This is a genomic window from Paracoccus homiensis (genome assembly GCF_900111675.1).
In the GTDB taxonomy this organism is placed as follows: Bacteria; Pseudomonadota; Alphaproteobacteria; order Rhodobacterales; family Rhodobacteraceae; genus Paracoccus; species Paracoccus homiensis.
In genome coordinates, this window is record NZ_FOHO01000021.1 from 19530 (window position 1) to 37826 (window position 18297).

The following is an 18297-nucleotide window of genomic DNA, read 5'->3' on the forward strand; positions in this document are numbered from 1 at the left end:
GCCCCATTGCCGCCGCCCCGATCCTTAAGCGTCGCCCCGGGGCCGGGCGTCACGTCACAGATTTCCGGGCCATAGCCTAATTTCGCCCTTTTGGAAAGAGATCGGTCGGCCCCGCCCCGCGATCACGGCGCCCCGCGCGGGGAATCGCCCAGATCGGGTGGCGCATCATGCGCCGTCACGCAAGACGCGTGGTCCGCGACCGATGCCAGCACGACACAATCGCCCGGTCCGCAATCGCCGTGGCACCCTTCGGCAATGCGGTCCAGTTCGGTTTCCAGCGCCTGCAGTCGCGCGATCCGGCCCCGCACCTCGGACAGTTGCGCGCGGGCGATGCGACGCGCGTCATGGCAGGACGGGTCCGGCAGGGATTGCAATTCGATCAGCCCGGCGATGGCATCCAGATGAAAGCCCAGTTGCCGCGCATGGCGGATAAAGCGCAACTGCTGCAGCGCGGCCTGATCATAGCGGCGTTGATTGCCCGCGCTGCGATCAGGCGCGGGCAACAGGCCGATCTGTTCGTAATAGCGGATCGTCGGCACCTTGACCCCGGACTGCCGTGACATCTGGCCAATCGAAAACATGCGCAAAGCCCCCTTGAAGCTATAGCCACTAGAGATCCTATCTTGTTCATCGACATGATGAAAGGAGGGGCCGATGGCCGGATGTTGCAGCCATGACGCCAATTTCGACGGCGTCTCACGCGATTACAAACGCCGCCTGATCGCGGTTCTGATCCTGAACGCGACGATGTTCGTGGTCGAGATCCTTGCCGGGCATATGGCCGGATCGCAGGCCCTTCAGGCCGATGCGCTGGATTTTCTGGGCGACAGCCTGACCTATGGCATTTCGTTGGCGGTGATCGGCCAGTCGCTTGCGCTGCGCAGTTCGGCCGCGCTGGTCAAGGGGGCCAGCCTGCTGATCATGGGTCTGTGGGTCCTGGGATCGACCGTGGTCCATGTCTATCAGGGCGATGTCCCGCAGGCGCCGGTCATGGGCTGGGTCGGCTTCATGGCCCTTGCCGCCAATCTGGCCAGCGTCGCCCTGCTGGCCTCGTATCGGAACGGCGATGCCAATGTCCGCTCGGTCTGGCTGTGTTCGCGCAATGACGCAATCGGGAATGTGGCGGTGATGGCGGCCGCGCTTGGGGTGTGGGGCACGGCGACACGCTGGCCCGACCTTGCCGTCGCGGCGATCATGGCGACGCTGTTTCTGTCCTCGGCCTGGCAGATCACCCGTCAGGCGCTGCAGGAACGCCAAGGCGCCCGGCAAGGCCATGCCCACCATCACTGACCGGGCGCGCGGCACAACGCATCGCCCCGCAGGCCAAAAAGAAACGCCCGCTGCGCGTGCAGCGGGCGTTTCCCTGAATTGAAACCGAAGGACGGCTTAGCGACGGATACCCAGACGCTTGATCAGGTCCAGATAACGGGCCTCTTCCTTGGCTTTCAGATAGTCCAGCAGCTTGCGGCGCTGTGCGACCAGCTTCAGAAGGCCACGACGCGAGTGGTTGTCCTTCTTGTGGGTCTTGAAATGTTCGGTCAGCGTGGTGATGCGCGAGGTCAGGATGGCGACCTGCACTTCGGGGGAACCGGTGTCACCAGCTTTGGTGCCGAATTCCTTGATGACCTTGGCTTTTTCTTCAACCGTGATCGACATCGGGGACTCCTTTCGGGTCAAAGGGTTATGGCACAGCCCGGGATGTCGTCCAGTGCCGGCCCATGGAGGTTCCGCAAAGGCAAAGCCCGTGCGGATGGGCGCCTATAGACGGATTCGCCCGGAAAGAAAAGAAATTTCACAGCCACGGCCCGTCTATTGCAGGCGGATCACCGCGATATCGTCGATGCGCAGCCCTTGCGCACCCATCAGGCGGCCGACAGCCTCGCCATTGACGCGGATCAGGGTCGAGCCGTCGCGATCCTCGACGATCTGGATTTGCGGTTCGCCGTCCATATCCTTGGGCAGATGCAGTTCGATCCGGTCCTCATCGGGCTGGTAGTCACCGATCATCGGCGCATCCTCGACCTGACCGCGCAGAACGAAGGTGTCGGCCCCTGCCAACCCTTCGGCATAATCGCCCGACCCCGGCATCAGCGTATCATTGCCCTCGCCGCCCCGCAGCCAGGCCCGCTCGGCATCGTCGCCACCGATCAGCACATCGTCGCCGTCGCCGCCATCCAGATCATCGGCGCCACCGCCCGAGATCAGCGTGTCGTTCCCGTCATTCCCGGCGATCCAGTCATCGCCCGCCCCGCCGATCAGGCTGTCATTGCCGTCACCGCCGAAAATCGTGTCCGAGCCGGGACCGCCATAGATGGTATCGTCGCCCCCCTGCCCGGCAAGCGAGTCATTCCCCGCGCCGCCAAAAACCAAATCATCCCCGCCCGCGCCATAGGCGCCATCGCCCTGCACCCAGTCGTCGCCCTCGCCCGCGCGGATGGTGTCATCGCCCAGACCCCCGCGCAGGTCATCAGACCCGCCGCGTCCTGCGATGCGGTCGTCACCGTCGCCGCCCATCAGGATGTCATCATCCTCGCCGCCCCAGACCCAGTCCAAAGGCTCTTCGGGTGCACGAAGGTCCGTCCCTTCACCGGGGTCGATCACCTCTCCGACGGTTTCCGGCGGAACCGGATCGGGATCCGCGATCGGCATTTCAGGCTCGGGCAGCGGACGTTCGGGTTCGATGAATTTTTCGCCGCCATCTTCGGCACCACCTTCGCCGGGATCGACGGGGTAATCATCATCGTCATGTTCGGGTTCACGCGTGCCGATGGTGCCGGCGACATCGACGGCAAGACCGGCAAGCAGCACCCCCATCAACCCGGCAAGCATGAACATGACAAAGATCCTACAGAAGCGGCCCGACAACCGGGCCATGATCAGAGATTAAACCACGCCAGTCCATTCGCGAAGTTCAATTTTAAGAAAGGGTTAAGAAGATCAGCCGCGGCCCAGCATGTAAAACTCGTCATTGGGCCGGATATCGCCCGCGTTGACCAGCCGGTTCGACATGCCAAAGAAGGCGGCAATGGCCGCGATATCCCAGATCTCGTCCTGATCGAAGCCCGCGTCACGCAGCGCGGCATGGTCGGCGTCGTCGATCTGCTGCGCGTTCAGCGCGACCTTTTCGGCATAGGTCAGCATGGCCCGTTCGCGCGCGCTGATATCGGCCTTGCGCCAGTTCACGGCCACCTGGTCCGCGATCAGCGGATTTCTGGCCCGGATCCGCAGGATCGCCCCATGCGCGACCACGCAATACTGGCACTGGTTCAACCCGCTGGTGGCCACCACGATCAATTCGCGCTCGGCCTTTGTCAGCCCCTCATCCTTGTCCATCAGCGCGTCGTGATAGGCAAAGAAGGCGCGAAATTCCGCCGGGCGATGGGCCAGAGCCAGAAACACATTGGGCACGAAGCCCGATTTTTCCGCCACTTTCAGAATCGCCTGCCGCATATCGTCGGGCAGACTGTCCAGATCGGGCACGGCAAAGCGGCTGATGGGATGGGTTTCGGTCATGGGCTCCTCCTTGCGGGCAGGTTGCGCGAAACCTGCACCGAGGGAAACCCCCTGCCCCAGCCTGCCTGTCCTAGCCTGCCTGCCGCAGGGCCTTCAGCACCGCCTGAACCTTGGGGGTGCGATGCAGATCGACATGGGTCACCAGCCACAGGGTCGATTCCCAATCCGGCAGCGACATGACCTCGACCAGCCCCGTCGCATGGTCGGGCGCAAGGGGGCCGACCGCCAGACCGGCGCGGATCACCGCCTCGCGCGCGGCGCCGTCATTGCTGACCATCACGATATTCGCGGGCGGCACCCTTTCGGACAGCCAGCGCATGGTCGGGGCATTGCGCCCCTCTGCCCCCAGCAGGCAGAAGCGATGCTGCGCCAGATCCTCGACCGGGCCGTGGCGGTCAAGATATTCGGGCGCGGCATACAGGCATTGCCGGATGCGGCACAATTCACTGACGACATAATCAGGCTCGGTCGGACGGGTGCCTGCGCGGATCGCCAGATGCGCCTCGCCCGCGTCAAGGCGGAACAGCCGCACATCTGTCAGATAGCGCAGTCGCAGCCCCTGATGCGCCGCCATCAGCGGGATCAGCCGCGGCAGGACCAAAGGCGACAGCTCGGGCAGCGAGGTGATGACCAGTTCACCCTCGATCCGGTCGCCCGCGCCTGCGATCTGCGCGGCCATCTGGGCGAATCTTTCATCCGCCTCGGTCGCGGCACGCAACAGGGTTTCGCCCGCCTCGGTCAGGGCATAGCCGCGGGGATGGCGCTGAAACAGCCGCGCCCCCAGCGCCGCCTCCAGCGCGTCGACGCGACGGATGATGGTCGCGTGATGGACCTGCAACGCCTCGGCTGCGCCACTGACGGTTCCAGTCCGCGCGACGGCCAGACCGGCCCGGATATCTTCCCAGTTTTCGGACATTGTGTGCGCCCCTGCACAAACCCTGCGCGATTATCACCATTTCGTTCGATTGTGCAAAGCCTTAGATCACCTCGCAACGAACATGAACCCAATGAGGTCCCGACATGAACATTCTGCAACTGGATAGCGCCATCACCGGCGAGGCCTCGGTCTCGCGCAAGCTGACCGCCGATATCGTCGCAAGGCTGAAGGCGCAGGATCCTGCCGCCAGCGTCACCTATCGCGACCTGAACGAGGGCGTGGCGGCCATCGACAACGCATGGTTTCACGCCGTCCGCGTGGTGCCGGAAAACCCCTCGCCCGAACAGCAGCAGTTGATCGACCGCGCCGACGCCTATCTGCAAGAGGTGCAGGATGCAGATGTGCTGGTCATCGGCCTGCCGGTCTATAATTTCAACCTGCCCGCGCAGCTGAAGAACTGGCTGGACCAAATCGCCCGCGCCGGCGTGACCTTCCGCTATACCGAGGCCGGCCCCGAGGGGCTGCTGAAGGGCAAGCGCGCGATCGTGGGCTATGCCTCGGCCGGAACGCCGATCGGGTCGGAAATCGACCACGCTTCGGGCTATCTGCGTCATATGTTGGCCTTTTTGGGCATCACCGACGTGACATTCGTCGCCGCGGACAGGCTGGCCATGGATCGCGATGCCGGTCTGGCCCGCGCGCAGGATGTGATCGACCAGATCGCCGCCTGATCCCGCCCGCCGCAGGATATGGACGGCCCTCGTTGACTCGGGGGCCGTTTTTGCGTATCAGCGCCGGGAATTCCCGGAAGGATGACCCTTCCGGTCCCCGTTTGGTGCGGGGATCGCCCCCCGTCAGCGCGTTGCGCCCACGGGGGCAAAACCGCATTGGACCGCAGGAGGCCTGGCCCATGTTCGAGAACCTATCCGACCGTTTGGGCGGCGTCTTCGACCGGCTGACCAAACAGGGTGCCCTATCCGAGGATGACGTTACCGCCGCCATGCGCGAGGTGCGCGTTGCCTTGCTGGAGGCCGACGTCTCGCTGCCGGTCGCGCGCGGCTTTGTCAAATCGGTCACGGCCAAGGCGACCGGTTCGGCGGTCACGAAATCGGTCACGCCGGGGCAGCAGGTGGTCAAGATCGTCCATGACGAACTGATCAAGGTGCTGCAGGGCGAAGACGCCCCCGAGGCGCTGCGCATCGACAACCCGCCCGCGCCGATCCTGATGGTCGGCCTGCAGGGTTCGGGCAAGACGACGACCACCGCGAAACTGGCCAAGCGCCTGAAGGACCGCGAGAAAAAGCGCGTCCTGATGGCCAGCCTGGACACCAACCGCCCCGCCGCAATGGAACAGCTTGCGATCCTGGGCCAGCAGATCGGCGTCGATACGCTGCCGATCGTGCCGGGCGAAAGCGCCGTGCAGATCGCCAAGCGCGCCAAGCAGCAGGCCAGCCTTGGCGGCTATGACGTCTATATGCTGGACACCGCCGGCCGCCTGCATATCGATCAGGTGCTGATGGACGAGGTGCAGGCCGTCCGTGACATCGCCACCCCGCGTGAAACGCTGCTGGTGGTCGATGGCCTGACCGGTCAGGACGCGGTGAATGTCGCCACCGAATTCGACGCCAAGGTCGGCGTTTCGGGCGTGGTGCTGACCCGGATGGATGGCGACGGACGCGGCGGTGCCGCCCTGTCGATGCGCGCCGTCACCGGCAAGCCGATCCGCTTTGTCGGTCTGGGCGAAAAGATGGACGCGCTGGAAGGCTTCGACGCTCAGCGAATCGCCGGCCGCATCCTTGGCATGGGCGATATCGTCGCACTGGTCGAAAAGGCGCAGGAAGTGCTGGAGGTCGAACAGGCCGAACGCATGATGAAGCGCTTCCAGAAAGGCCTGTTCAACATGAACGACCTGAAGGGCCAGCTGGAACAGATGCAGAAGATGGGCGGGATGCAATCCATCATGGGCATGATGCCCGGCATGCAGAAAATGGCCAAGCAGGCCGAAGCCGCAGGCATGGATGACGGTGCGATCCGCCGCCAGATCGCGCTGATCAATTCCATGACCAAGAAGGAACGCGCCAATCCCGCGATCCTGCAAGCCAGCCGCAAGAAACGTATCGCCGCCGGTGCCGGGATGGAGGTTCAGGAACTGAACCGCCTGCTGAAGATGCAAAAGCAGATGGCCGACACGATGAAAAAGCTGGGCAAGATGGGCAAGGGCGGCATGCTGAAACAGGCCATGCGCGCGATGACCGGCAAGGGCGGCGGCCTGCCCGACATGGAAAGCATGGACCCGGCGAAAATGGCCGAGGCGACCAAGATGCTGCAGGATCCCAAGGGTCTGGGCGGCGATCTGTCCAAGGCCGGGCTGCCCGGCGGACTTTCGGGCATGTTCGGCAAGAAATAATGTCGGCGTTCCTGTCCGATATTCCGGTCCTGACGACCAGGCGGCTGGTGCTGCGGATGCCCGAATCCCGGGATCACGCGGCCTATGCCCGCTTTTTCGCGGATGCCGAGGCGTCGCATTTCTATGGCGGCCCCCTGGCGCCGCATCAGGCATGGGACCGCCTGGCCGCGGATATCGGGCATTTCGCGCTGCGCGGCTTTGGCCGTTTCGTGGTGACGCTGGACGACCAGACCATCGGCGGCTGCGGCATTCTGGATGTGGATGGCTGGCCCGGACATGAGCTGACTTGGTGGCTGCTGCCCGAAGCCCGCGGCAGGGGGATCGCGCAAGAGGCTTCGCGCGCGGTGCTGGACTGGGCCGGTCGGTCGCTTGGCTGCCCCACGGTCGAGACGCATTTCCGCGACGAAAATCTGGCTGCCCGTCGTCTGACCGAAGGTCTGGGCGGCGTCCTGCTGCGCCGCGATCAGTTCCCCGACGGGTTCGACCGCGATGTCTATGGCATCCCGACCGCGCAGGTGGCCGCATGATCCTGCTGTCCCCCACCCCGATCCTGACGACCCAGCGCCTGCGCCTGCGTGCGCCCGTCGCGGGCGATTGGCCGTTCTGGCGTGATTTTGCCGCCACCGAACGCGCGCGCTTCATCCGCCCCGCCGAATTCGACGACGGCAAATCATGGCGTGCCTTCGGTCATGTCATCGGCCATTGGGTGATGCGCGGCTGGGGATCCTTCGTGTTCACCCGGCAGGATGACGACACCCCGCTGGGAATGACCGGCCCATGGTATCCCGAGGGATGGCCCGAACGCGAGATCGGCTGGACCGTCTGGTCGGCCGACGCCGAAGGCAAGGGCTATGCCCACGAGGCCGCGCTGGCTGCCCGCGCCTATGCCTTCGACAAGCTGGGATGGGATACCGCCGTCAGCTATATCGATCCGCGAAACGCCCGTTCGATCGCGTTGGCGGAACGGTTGGGCGCGACATTGGACACGGGCGCGATTGCGCCGGCCTCGGACGAGATCGCCTGCCTTGTCTATCGCCACCCCTCGCCAGCCCACCGCCAAGGAGAGCCCGCATGACCGACCCCGTAACCCGTGCGGCCGAATTGCTGAAAGGCCACCGCGCCAGTATCGACCGGCTGGACGCGATCCTTGTCTACACGCTTGCCGAACGGTTCAAGCACACCCAATCCGTCGGCCGCCTCAAGGCCGAACACGACCTTCCTCCGTCCGATCCCGCCCGCGAGGCGCAACAGATCGAGCGGCTGGAACGCCTCGCGCGCGAGGCCGATCTGGACCCGGAATTCGCGCGCAAATTCCTGAACTTCGTGATCGCCGAAGTGATCCGGCACCACGAACAATACCAATCCTAGGGCGGCCAACCGCCCGACCTGCCATTCTTAAAGGAGAAACCAAATGGCCGTTAAAATCCGTCTCGCCCGTGGTGGTTCGAAAAAGCGTCCCCACTATGCCATCGTCGCTGCCGACACCCGCATGCCGCGCGACGGCCGCTTCCTGGAAAAGCTGGGCACCTACAACCCGCTGCTGGCCAAGGACAGCGAAGAGCGCGTGAAGATGGACGTCGAGCGCGTTCAGCACTGGATCGCGCAGGGTGCACAGCCGACCGACCGCGTCGCACGTTTCCTGGAAGCCGCTGGCGTCCGTGAAAAGGCCACCCGCCAGAACCTGAAAAAAGCCGTTCCGGGCGACAAGGCCAAGAAGCGCGCCGAGGAAAAGGCCGCCAAGGCCGCCGCACCGGCCGCTGACGACGCCGCCGAATGATCGGCATGACGGGCCCGGATTTCCGGGCCCGTCATGTCTGTGACGGATGCTGCGTCTGGTCAGGTTCTGCGTGCTGATGTCGGCGGCCTTTCTGGCCGGCATGATGTCGGAACGCGCGCATCAGCGCGAATTATGTGAAGCCTCCGGCGGTCAGTGGATGCGCGCCGGGATCTGCGGGGTCAGGTAAATCATGTCCGAGAAGATCTGCGTCGGTGCCATTGCCGGGGCCTTCGGGGTCCAGGGCGAAGTGCGGCTGAAAAGCTTTTGCAGCGAACCGCGCGACATCGCCTCTTACGGGGCGCTGACCTCCGAGGATGGCAAGCGCAGCTTTACCGTCAAGCTGACCCGCCCGGTGACCGGGGGGCTGGGCGCGCGCCTGTCCGGCGTCGCCACCCGCGAACAGGCAGAGGCGCTGAAGGGCGTGACCCTGTGGGCCCCGCGCGAGGCCCTGCCCTCGCTTCCCGACGATGAATTCTACCATGCCGATCTGATCGGGCTTGACGTGTTCGACACCGGCGGCGCCCCGCTTGGCCGGGTGCGCGCGATCTTCGATCACGGCGCGGGCGACATTCTGGAAGTGGTCGGCAAGGAACAACTGTTGCTGCCCTTCACCAAGGCCGCCGTGCCGACCGTCGATCTGACCGCAGGCCGCATCATCGCGGACCCACCGGACAGCGACGAATGAGCGAGGCCCCAAAATCGCATGGCCGCCTGTCGGCCAAGCCCAGCCTGCGGCCACGCGAATTGATGGCCGAACCGCAGGTGCAGGGCGTCTGGACCGCCAGCGTCGTGACCCTGTTCCCCGAGGCATTTCCCGGCATCCTTGGCCTGTCGCTGACCGGCAAGGCCCTGCAACGCGGGCTGTGGAACCTGAACACCGTGCCCCTGCGGGAATTCGGCGTCGGCAAGCATCGCAATGTCGATGACACGCCCGCGGGCGGCGGTGCCGGCATGGTGATTCGCGCCGATGTCATGGATGCGGCGCTGCGCGAGGCCCGTCGCGGCAATCGCGGCCCCGTCGTCTATATGTCGCCGCGCGGCCCGCAACTGACCCAGGCCCGCGCCCGCGCCCTTGCCGAAGGGCCCGGTGTCACGCTGATCTGCGGCCGGTTCGAGGGCGTCGATCAGCGGGTTCTGGACGCGCATGACGTTCAGGAAATCAGCATCGGCGACTATGTCCTGACCGGAGGAGAGATCGCCGCACAGGTCTTGATCGACGCGACGGTTCGCCTTATACCGCGCGTGCTGGGGAATCAGGAGTCCTTGGCCGAGGAATCCTTTTCCATCGGCAATCGGGGCCTGCTTGAGGCCCCCCAGTACACGAAACCCGCCTTGTGGGAAGGTCGCGAGATCCCGGATGTTCTGCTTTCGGGGAATCACGCGGCCATTCATGCTTGGCGGGCAAGTGAGGCCGAAAGGCTGACAAAGGAACGCCGCCCCGATCTGTGGCGGGCACATGCGGAAACGCAGGTGGACCCGGCAAAGGACCGACAGCTCTCGGGCGCATCAGACCAATCGCGGAACTACCGCGAGCATGACAAGGATTGACAGCGATGAACCTGATCGCAGAACTCGAAGCCGAGCAGATCGCCGAGCTTGGCAAGACCATCCCCGATTTCAAGGCCGGCGACACCGTTCGCGTCGGCTACAAAGTGACCGAAGGCACCCGTACGCGTGTTCAGGCCTATGAAGGCGTCTGCATTTCGCGCAAGGGCGGCAGCGGCATCGGTGCAAGCTTCACCGTCCGCAAGATCAGCTTCGGCGAAGGCGTGGAACGTGTGTTCCCGCTGTACTCGACCAACATCGATTCGATCGAAGTGGTCCGCCGCGGTAAAGTCCGTCGCGCCAAGCTGTACTACCTGCGCGACCGTCGCGGCAAGTCGGCCCGTATCGCCGAAAAGACCAACTACAAGCCCAAAGCTGACGCCTGAGAGGTCACCCGATGAAAAAAGACATCCACCCCGATTATCACATGATCGAAGTCAAGATGACCGACGGCACCGTCTACCAGACGCGCTCCAGCTGGGGTGCCGAGGGCGAGACGATGACCCTGGACATCGACCCGACCAGCCACCCGGCATGGACCGGCGGTTCGTCGCGCCTGATGGACACCGGTGGCCGCGTGTCGCGCTTCAAGAACAAATACGCAGGTCTGGGTTTCTGATCCCGACCGCATGGTTCACGAAACGCCGCCCCTTTCGGGCGGCGTTTTGCGTTTCCGGGCCGGGCCTGTGTCGCGGCCACCTGGATCAGGGCGTGTTTCGGGGCACCATGCACCGCCCCGCAATCGGCACATGAAAAAAGGGCGCGGTTTCCCGCACCCCCTTCTTTCCATTGCGCCCGATCCGCAACGATCAGCTGCAACCGCTGGTGCCGCCGCAGGTATTGCACTTCATGCAGGTACCATTGCGAACCAGCGTATAGTTGCCGCATTCGCCGCAGGGGTCGCCCTCATAGCCCTGCATTCTGGCCTTGGCACGGGCATCCATCCGCCCGGTCGTAGCCGACGCAACCTGATAGCCCGTCGTCATCGCCGCACCGCTGGCGCCGCCCTGAAGCACCATCAGTTCCTGCGGCAGACGCTTGCGCAGATAGCCCGCGCTGCTGATCTGTTTCAGCATGGTCAGCGATTTCAGCTCGGCCTGTTCGGTCACGGGCGCGACATTCTGCCCCTCGGCCTCGCCCCCGCCCATATCGTCGAACCGCGCGCCCTCGGGCTTTACATGCGCCAGATCGGTGCGGTCCAGATAGCTGACGGCCAGTTCGCGGAACACGTAATCCAGGATCGAGGTCGCGTTCTTGATGCTGTCATTGCCCTGCACCATGCCTGCCGGTTCAAAGCGGGTGAAGGTGAAGGCATCGACGAATTCCTCAAGCGGCACGCCATATTGCAGACCGACCGACACCGCGATGGCGAAATTGTTCATCATCGCACGGAAGCCCGCGCCTTCCTTGTGCATGTCGATGAAGATCTCGCCCAGGGAACCGTTGTCATATTCCCCGGTGCGCAGATAGACCTTGTGGCCACCCACGATCGCCTTCTGGGTATAGCCCTTGCGACGCTGCGGCAGCTTTTCGCGGTGGCTGCGCACGGCCTCTTTGACGATGATCTTCTCGACGATCTTTTCGGCGACGACAGCGGCCTTTTCCTGCAGGCTGCCGGTTGCCAGCACCTCTTCGGCCTCGTCGTCATCCTCGATCAGCGCGGCGGCCAGCGGCTGCGACAGCTTGGATCCGTCACGATACAGCGCGTTGGCCTTGATCCCCAGCGACCATGACAGCTCATAGGCGGCCAGCGCATCTTCGATCGTGGCGCTGTTGGGCATGTTGATCGTCTTGGAAATCGCGCCCGAGACAAAGCCTTGGGCAGCCGCCATCATGCGGATATGGCTGTCCACCGACAGATAGCGCGTGCCGGTCTTGCCGCAGGCATTGGCGCAATCGAAGACCGCAAGATGTTCCGCCTTCAGATGCGGCGCACCTTCCAGTGTCATGGTCCCGCAGACATGGTCGTTGGCGGCGTCGATCTGGGCCTTGCTGAAGCCCAGATGGCGCAACAGATCAAAGGTCGGATCGGCCAGCCTGTCGGCCGGAATGCCCAGCGTGCCGCGGCAGAATTCCTCGCCCAGGGTCCACTGGTTAAAGACAAAACGGATATCGAAGGCGGTCGCCAGCGCGGCTTCGACCTTGTCGATTTCCTCGGCCCCGAAGCCGTGCCCGGTCAGCGCGTCATGATTGATCGACGGCGCATCGGCCAGCGAGGCATGACCCACGGCGTGGCCGACGATCTCGGCGATCTGGGCCTCGTCATAACCCAGCACCCGAAGCGCCGCCGGCACCGACTGGTTGATGATCTTGAAATAGCCGCCACCGGCCAACTTCTTGAACTTGACCAATGCGAAATCCGGTTCGATCCCGGTCGTGTCGCAATCCATGACCAACCCGATCGTGCCCGTCGGGGCGATCACCGTGGCCTGCGCATTGCGAAACCCGTGATCCTCGCCCAGCGTCAGCGCCTCGTCCCAGGCCTGCCGGGCAATGGCCACCAGTCGCGGGTCGGGGCAGTTATCCGCATCCAGCCCGACGGGCCGCACATTGATCCCGTGGTAATTGTCGGTGCCATGCGCCGCCGCACGATGGTTGCGAATGACCCGCAGCATGTGATCGGCATTCTTCCCATAGCCCGGAAAGGCGCCCAGTTCCGACGCCATCTCGGCCGAGGTGGCATAGGCGGTGCCGGTCATGATCGCGGTCAGCGCCCCGCAGATCGCACGCCCCTGATCGCTGTCATATCCCAGCCCCATATTCATCAGAAGCCCGCCGATATTGGCATAGCCAAGCCCCAGCGTGCGGAAATCATGGGACCGCTGCGCAATCTCCTTCGACGGAAACTGCGCCATCAGCACGCTGATCTCCAGCGTCAGCGTCCACAGCCGCGCGGCATGGACATAGGCATCCGCATCGAACCGCTCGCCGGTCCAGAAGCCCAGCAGGTTCATCGACGCCAGATTGCAGGCGGTGTCGTCCAGGAACATGTATTCGCTGCACGGGTTGCTACCCCGGATCGGCCCATCCGCCGGGCAGGTATGCCAGGCATTGATCGTATCATGGAACTGGATCCCCGGATCGGCACAGGCCCATGCGGCATGTCCGATCTGATCCCACAATTCACGCGCGCTGACGGTCTTGGCGACCTTGCCATCGGTACGGCGCAGCAATTCCCACGGCAGATCCTCGCGCACGGCACGCAGGAACGCATCCGTCACCCGCACCGAGTTGTTGGAATTCTGCCCCGACACGCTGACATAGGCCTCGCTGTCCCAGTCGGTGTCATAGGTCTTGAACTCGATGCTGTCGAACCCCTGCCGCGCATATTGCAGCACCCGGTTCACATAGGTTTCTGGGATCATCGCCCGCTTTGCCGACCGGATTGCGGCTTTCAGCGCAGGGTTGGCCGCGGGATCGGTCGCATGCTGGTCTGAACCGTCCCAGCTTCGGATCGCTGCGAAGATATCGTTCAGCTTCTCTTCATGGATCCGCGATCCCGCCACCAGCGACGCGACCTTCTGTTCCTCGATGACCTTCCAGTTGATGAACTGCTCGATATCGGGGTGATCCATGTCGCAGATCACCATCTTGGCCGCACGCCGCGTGGTGCCGCCCGACTTGATCGCCCCGGCGGCACGATCACCGATCTTCAGAAAGCCCATCAGGCCGCTGGAGGCGCCGCCCCCGGACAGACTTTCGCCCTCACCGCGCAGGCTGGAAAAATTGGTGCCGGTCCCGCTGCCGTATTTGAACAGGCGCGCCTCGCGCACCCACAGATCCATGATCCCGCCCTCGGTCACCAGATCGTCCGAAACCGACTGGATAAAGCAGGCATGCGGCTGCGGATGCTCATAGGCGCTGGCAGATCTGACCAGCTTGCCGGTCTGATGATCGACATGAAAATGGCCCTGCGACGGACCGTCGATGCCATAGGCCCAGTGCAGACCGGTATTGAACCATTGCGGGCTGTTGGGCGCCGCCATCTGGCGCGCCAGCATGAAGCGCATCTCGTCGTGATAGGCGCGGGCATCTTCTTCTTTGGAGAAATACCCGCCTTTCCAACCCCAGTAGGTCCATGCCCCGGCCAGTCGGTCAAAGACCTGACGGGCGCTGGTTTCGCCCCCGAACCGCTGATCCTCGGGCAGCTTGTCCAGCGCGGCCTCGTCGGCGGTGCTGCGCCACAGGAATTCGGGAACGCCCTTTTCCTTGACCCGCTTCAGGATGGCCGGCACACCCGCCTTGCGGAAATATTTCTGCGCGATCACGTCGCTTGCGACCTGGCTCCAGCCCGCGGGGATCTCGACCTGATCGTTGCAGAACACGGTCTGACCATCGGGATTGCGGATTTCGCTGCTGGTGGTGGCAAAGGCGATATCGCCGTAGGCTCCGCCATCCTTGGTCGTAAAGCGACGTTCGATCTTCATGCCTGCGTCTCCGGTGCTGCGTCCACTGTCCCTCATCCCCCGACAGGTTCCTGAACGCCGCGCGACAGCCCGACCCTCCCGGCGAAGAACCGGGATTGGCTGGATCGAAGATCGCCGAATTCCATGAACCAGTTTTGGGTCGCGTCGTGGTCACCGATGCTTTGACTACTACATCTTGTGCGGACCCGTCGCGCCCCTACAAACTGACCCGAGTCTGACAGGCTTTCAACAGATTTATTGCACGCCGATGACGCTGATCGCCGTTGACAGCGCAACCCACGGGCGGCGCGCAGATTCGTGCACAAGTTGCGCCGCGCAAGGATGTCCAGGCGCCCGAAATCAGCAAATTATCAATTGATATCAGACGCCTGGGACACACCCTCCATAGGTTTTCCACAGGGTTATCCCGAAACCATCCCCGGCTTGCGCACAGCCGATGCAAAAACGCAACAATCGCGGGTTTTCGGCGCTGTTATCGTTGGAAAAACCGGGTCTCGCGGTCGGTCACGATCAGATCCAGCGGCTGATCAAAGCTTTCGGCGGGAATCACCGGCAGTTCCTGGCTGGCAAAGGCCAGACCGATGGCCGTCACCGACCCCCGCGCCCGTAGAATCTGCAGGCTGCGATCGTAGAATCCCCCGCCATAGCCGATCCGATTCCCCGCCGCATCGAAGGCGGCCAGCGGTACGATCACCACCTGCGGGATCACTTCGGCCGCGTCTGCCGGGGGGTGCGAGGTGCCGAAAGGCCCCGGCTCCAGGCGATGACCATCCCATGCCCGGAAGATCAGCGGCATCGCCCTGCCCGGCACCACCGGCAATGCGACACCACCTTGATGACGGGCCATGGCCGGGCGGGGATCGGCCTCGCCCCGCATCGGCCAATAGCCGGCCAGCAGCTGTTCCTGATGCGGTGCCAGCGCAGCGATCAGGTTGCGGGTGACGGCCGCCGCGTCGCCGCCCTGTTCCAGCCGCCGCGCCAGCGCCTGCTGACGCAGGGTGGCTTTCTCGATCGCGCTCACAGCAGCACCGCCGAGGCAAGGCCCAGAAAGGCGAAAAAGCCGACCACATCGGTCACGGTCGTCACGAATGTCCCCGAGGCCAACGCAGGGTCCGCGCCGACCTTTTCCAGCCCCAGAGGGATCAGAATGCCCGCCAGCGCCGCGATGCCCAGATTGACGACCATCGCGATCCCGATGACCGCGGCCAGCGACACACCGTCGAACCAGATATAGGCGACCACCCCCATCACGAGGGCAAAGGCCAGCCCGTTCAACAGGCCCACGATCGCCTCTCGTCGAACCACGCGCCAGACATTGCTGCCGGTCAGGCTTTTGGTGGCCAGCGCGCGAACCGCGACGGTCAGGGTCTGCGTGCCCGCATTCCCGCCCATCGACGCAACGATCGGCATCAGCACCGCCAACGCGACAACCTGCTGGATCGTGGTCTCGAACACGGCGATGACCAGCGACGCGGCAATGGCGGTGGCCAGATTGACCATCAGCCAGGGCAGGCGCTGACGCAGGGTTTCGACCACGGTGTCGGTGATGGCCGAATCCTCGCCCACACCAGCCAATCGCAGGATGTCTTCTTCGTGTTCCTCGTCCAGAACCGACATCGCGTCGTCGATTGTGATCACGCCGACCAGACGATCGTCACCATCCACGACGGGCGCCGAGATCAGGTGATACTGATTGAAGGCATAGGCCACATCGCCTTCCTCGGCATAGGCGCTGATGGTGCGGAAACTGTCTTCGGACAGGTCACGCAGCGGCGCATCCCGCCGCGACGCCAACAGGCGCCCAAGCGTCACATAGCCGATGGGATGGCGGCGCGGATCGACCAGAATGATGTGATAGAACTGTTCGGGCAGCCATTCCTCGTTCCGCAGGAAGTCGATCGTTTCGCCCACGGTCCAGTGTTCGGGGGCCGTGACCACCTCGGACTGCATCAGGCGGCCTGCCGAATATTCGGGATAGGCCAGCGACTGCTGAACCGCGGCACGGTCGGAATCGTCCAGCGCGGCCAGAATCTCGGCCCGGTCGCTTTCGTCCAGATCCTCGATCAGGTCGACGACATCATCGCTGTCCATTTCGCGGACGGCTTCGGCCAGAACCTCGCGCGGCAGCTGTTCCAGCACCTCTTCGCGGATGCCTTCGTCGATTTCCGACAGGATCTCGCCGTCGATCTCGCCGGCATAGAGCCGCAGAAAGACGCGCCGATCCGCGCTGTCCATGTTTTCGATGATATCGGCAATATCGGCCGCGTGCATCGGGTCCAGCAACGCGTTCAGCGTCGCACCATCCTCGGCCTCGATGGCAAAGTGGATCCGGGCCAGCAATTCGCGCCGGGGCTGGAAATCATCTTCGTCGCGCTCGGACGCCTGATCGACGACCTGATCCGCGTTTTCGGGGATTTTGTCGTCCATGGCGGCGCTCCTTGCTGTCGTGCTTGCCCCTCAATATGCGGGGTCGATCAGCCGTTCAACAGATCAAGCGCCTGACGATGCAGATCAGCGGTCGCGGCGGCAATCACCTGCCCGCCATGCATGGCCGGGCCACCCTGCCAGTCGGTGACCACACCGCCCGCAGCCTCGACCACGGCCAGCGGGCCCGCAATGTCATAGCTTTGCAAGCCCGCCTCGATCACCAGATCGATCTGACCCAACGCCAGCAGGGCATAGGCATAGCAATCCAGCCCATAGCGCGTCAGGCGCACGCGCTCTGCGACCCGGCGAAACGCGGCGGCTTCGTCGGGCGTGCCGATTTCGGGAAAGGTGCTCATCAGGCTTGCCTGCGACAGGGCGATACCCTTACGCACGGCCAGCGGACGTCCACCTTCGGCCATCGACAGGCGCGCGCGGCCCAGACCGCCCTCGAACCGCTCTTTGGTATAGGGTTGGTCTATCAGGCCATAGCGGATGCCCGTCCCGTCGCTGAGGCCGATCAGGACACCCCAACTGGCCGCGCCGCAGATGAACGCCCGGGTTCCGTCGATGGGATCAAGGATCCATGTCAGGCCGCTGCGCCCCTCAGTCGCGCCATATTCCTCACCAAGGATAGCATCCTGCGGGCGGCGCCGGGCCAGCACGTCGCGCATGGCGCGTTCGGCGGCGCGATCGGCCTCGGTCACCGGGTCGAAATCGGCGGGGCGCTTGTTGTCCGTGGCCAGGTGATCGGCGCGGAAATGCGGCAGGATCGCCGCGCGCGCGGCATCGGCCATCTCATGCGCCGTGTCGATGATCTGCTGTGCGTCCTGCATCCCGCCCCCGTTTGCATCCGTTCGGCCAAGGTGTAGCTTTTAATGCAAACGGCTGCCAGAGCAGGCGCCCTGACAGCCGTGATACCTTGTCCGTGCCCGGAAAATCAGGCGGCGTCGGACAGAACCCGCGCCAGTTCAAAGATCTGGCGGCGCTGTGCCTCGGGCATGGCATAGTAGGCGCGAACCAGTTGCAGCGCCTCTTTGTCGGCAAGAATGTCACCTTCGACAGCTTCGGCCATTGCGCCTTCGTGCAGACCCTCGAAGAAGAAGCTGACCGGCACATCGACGGCGCGGGCGATATCCCACAGACGCGACGCCGAGACGCGGTTCATCCCGGTTTCGTATTTCTGGATCTGCTGGAATTTGATCCCGACCTTGTCAGCCAGCTGCTGCTGCGTCATGCCGATCATCCAACGGCGATGGCGAATCCGTTTGCCGACATGTACATCTACACCATGTTTCATCACTGCACCTCGTTACAATCCTAAACG

The 18297-nt window shown here is 63.9% G+C and carries 22 protein-coding genes; 12 read left to right on the top strand and 10 right to left on the bottom strand.

What is annotated here, in order from left to right:
• Positions 1-122: 122 nt before the first annotated feature.
• Positions 123-581, bottom strand: coding sequence for a MerR family transcriptional regulator (locus tag BMX67_RS17705; protein ID WP_090737800.1), 459 nt, complete (start codon positions 579-581; stop codon positions 123-125).
• Between the two features lie 73 nt (positions 582-654).
• Here BMX67_RS17705 and BMX67_RS17710 point away from each other — a divergent pair, with 73 nt between their 5' ends.
• Positions 655-1290 carry a cation efflux transmembrane domain-containing protein gene (locus BMX67_RS17710; protein WP_090737802.1) on the top strand — a complete coding sequence of 212 codons (636 nt, stop codon included), beginning with the start codon at positions 655-657 and terminating at the stop codon, positions 1288-1290.
• A 96-nt stretch (positions 1291-1386) separates the two neighbouring features.
• Here BMX67_RS17710 and rpsO read toward each other — a convergent pair whose 3' ends face one another.
• The 4 genes from rpsO to BMX67_RS17730 all read right to left on the bottom strand — a co-directional run bounded on the left by rpsO (position 1387) and on the right by BMX67_RS17730 (position 4429).
• Entirely contained in the window at positions 1387-1656 is a 270-nt protein-coding gene (gene rpsO, locus BMX67_RS17715; RefSeq protein ID WP_090737804.1) for a 30S ribosomal protein S15, read from the bottom strand.
• 153 nt (positions 1657-1809) lie between these two features.
• A complete protein-coding gene (locus tag BMX67_RS17720; RefSeq protein ID WP_090737806.1) occupies positions 1810-2835 on the bottom strand; it encodes a calcium-binding protein in 1026 nt (341 codons plus the stop codon).
• A 102-nt stretch (positions 2836-2937) separates the two neighbouring features.
• A complete protein-coding gene (locus tag BMX67_RS17725) occupies positions 2938-3513 on the bottom strand; it encodes a peroxidase-related enzyme (protein WP_090737808.1) in 576 nt (191 codons plus the stop codon).
• A 70-nt stretch (positions 3514-3583) separates the two neighbouring features.
• Positions 3584-4429, bottom strand: coding sequence for a LysR family transcriptional regulator (locus BMX67_RS17730; protein WP_090737810.1), 846 nt, complete (start codon positions 4427-4429; stop codon positions 3584-3586).
• A gap of 104 nt (positions 4430-4533) precedes the next feature.
• Between BMX67_RS17730 and BMX67_RS17735 the strand changes: the two genes are divergently transcribed.
• From BMX67_RS17735 to rpmE, 11 genes are all read left to right on the top strand, one after another.
• Entirely contained in the window at positions 4534-5121 is a 588-nt protein-coding gene (locus tag BMX67_RS17735) for an FMN-dependent NADH-azoreductase (RefSeq protein WP_090737812.1), read from the top strand.
• 179 nt (positions 5122-5300) lie between these two features.
• Positions 5301-6797 (top strand): signal recognition particle protein, encoded by a 1497-nt coding sequence (gene ffh / locus BMX67_RS17740; protein WP_090737814.1) that lies wholly within the window; start codon positions 5301-5303, stop codon positions 6795-6797.
• The gene (locus BMX67_RS17745; protein WP_090737815.1) at positions 6797-7324 is read left to right on the top strand and encodes a GNAT family N-acetyltransferase; all 528 of its coding nucleotides are present in this window, start codon (positions 6797-6799) and stop codon (positions 7322-7324) included. The genes ffh and BMX67_RS17745 overlap by 1 nt, the downstream gene beginning before the upstream one ends.
• Entirely contained in the window at positions 7321-7872 is a 552-nt protein-coding gene (locus tag BMX67_RS17750) for a GNAT family N-acetyltransferase (RefSeq protein WP_090737817.1), read from the top strand. Before BMX67_RS17745 ends, BMX67_RS17750 begins: the two co-directional genes overlap by 4 nt.
• Positions 7869-8165 (top strand): chorismate mutase, encoded by a 297-nt coding sequence (locus BMX67_RS17755; RefSeq protein WP_090737819.1) that lies wholly within the window; start codon positions 7869-7871, stop codon positions 8163-8165. Before BMX67_RS17750 ends, BMX67_RS17755 begins: the two co-directional genes overlap by 4 nt.
• A 43-nt stretch (positions 8166-8208) precedes the next feature.
• Positions 8209-8574 (top strand): 30S ribosomal protein S16, encoded by a 366-nt coding sequence (rpsP, locus tag BMX67_RS17760; RefSeq protein WP_090737821.1) that lies wholly within the window; start codon positions 8209-8211, stop codon positions 8572-8574.
• A gap of 46 nt (positions 8575-8620) precedes the next feature.
• On the top strand, positions 8621-8761 hold the full coding sequence (locus BMX67_RS19695; RefSeq protein WP_175479968.1) for a hypothetical protein: 141 nt from the start codon (positions 8621-8623) through the stop codon (positions 8759-8761).
• Positions 8762-8764: 3 nt separating this feature from the next.
• Positions 8765-9259: a ribosome maturation factor RimM gene (rimM, locus tag BMX67_RS17765; RefSeq protein WP_090737823.1), complete on the top strand. Its 495-nt coding sequence runs from the start codon at positions 8765-8767 to the stop codon at positions 9257-9259.
• A complete protein-coding gene (gene trmD / locus BMX67_RS17770; protein WP_090737825.1) occupies positions 9256-10122 on the top strand; it encodes a tRNA (guanosine(37)-N1)-methyltransferase TrmD in 867 nt (288 codons plus the stop codon). The genes rimM and trmD overlap by 4 nt, the downstream gene beginning before the upstream one ends.
• A gap of 5 nt (positions 10123-10127) precedes the next feature.
• Positions 10128-10505, top strand: coding sequence for a 50S ribosomal protein L19 (rplS, locus tag BMX67_RS17775; protein ID WP_090737827.1), 378 nt, complete (start codon positions 10128-10130; stop codon positions 10503-10505).
• A gap of 11 nt (positions 10506-10516) precedes the next feature.
• Entirely contained in the window at positions 10517-10738 is a 222-nt protein-coding gene (gene rpmE / locus BMX67_RS17780) for a 50S ribosomal protein L31 (RefSeq protein ID WP_090737829.1), read from the top strand.
• Between the two features lie 190 nt (positions 10739-10928).
• On the opposite strand, the gene BMX67_RS17785 is transcribed toward rpmE, so the two are convergent.
• The 5 genes from BMX67_RS17785 to BMX67_RS17805 all read right to left on the bottom strand — a co-directional run bounded on the left by BMX67_RS17785 (position 10929) and on the right by BMX67_RS17805 (position 18270).
• Positions 10929-14546, bottom strand: coding sequence for a vitamin B12-dependent ribonucleotide reductase (locus BMX67_RS17785; protein WP_090737831.1), 3618 nt, complete (start codon positions 14544-14546; stop codon positions 10929-10931).
• A 472-nt stretch (positions 14547-15018) separates the two neighbouring features.
• A complete protein-coding gene (locus BMX67_RS17790; RefSeq protein WP_090737833.1) occupies positions 15019-15567 on the bottom strand; it encodes a 5-formyltetrahydrofolate cyclo-ligase in 549 nt (182 codons plus the stop codon).
• Positions 15564-16973, bottom strand: a complete 1410-nt coding sequence (gene mgtE / locus BMX67_RS17795; RefSeq protein WP_090737835.1) for a magnesium transporter — start codon at positions 16971-16973, stop codon at positions 15564-15566. The genes BMX67_RS17790 and mgtE overlap by 4 nt, the downstream gene beginning before the upstream one ends.
• Positions 16974-17020: 47 nt before the next feature.
• Positions 17021-17806, bottom strand: coding sequence for a histidinol-phosphatase (hisN, locus tag BMX67_RS17800; RefSeq protein ID WP_090737837.1), 786 nt, complete (start codon positions 17804-17806; stop codon positions 17021-17023).
• A gap of 104 nt (positions 17807-17910) precedes the next feature.
• Complete coding sequence (locus BMX67_RS17805; protein WP_090737839.1) at positions 17911-18270, bottom strand: helix-turn-helix domain-containing protein; 360 nt, start codon at positions 18268-18270, stop codon at positions 17911-17913.
• Positions 18271-18297 lie beyond the last annotated feature (27 nt).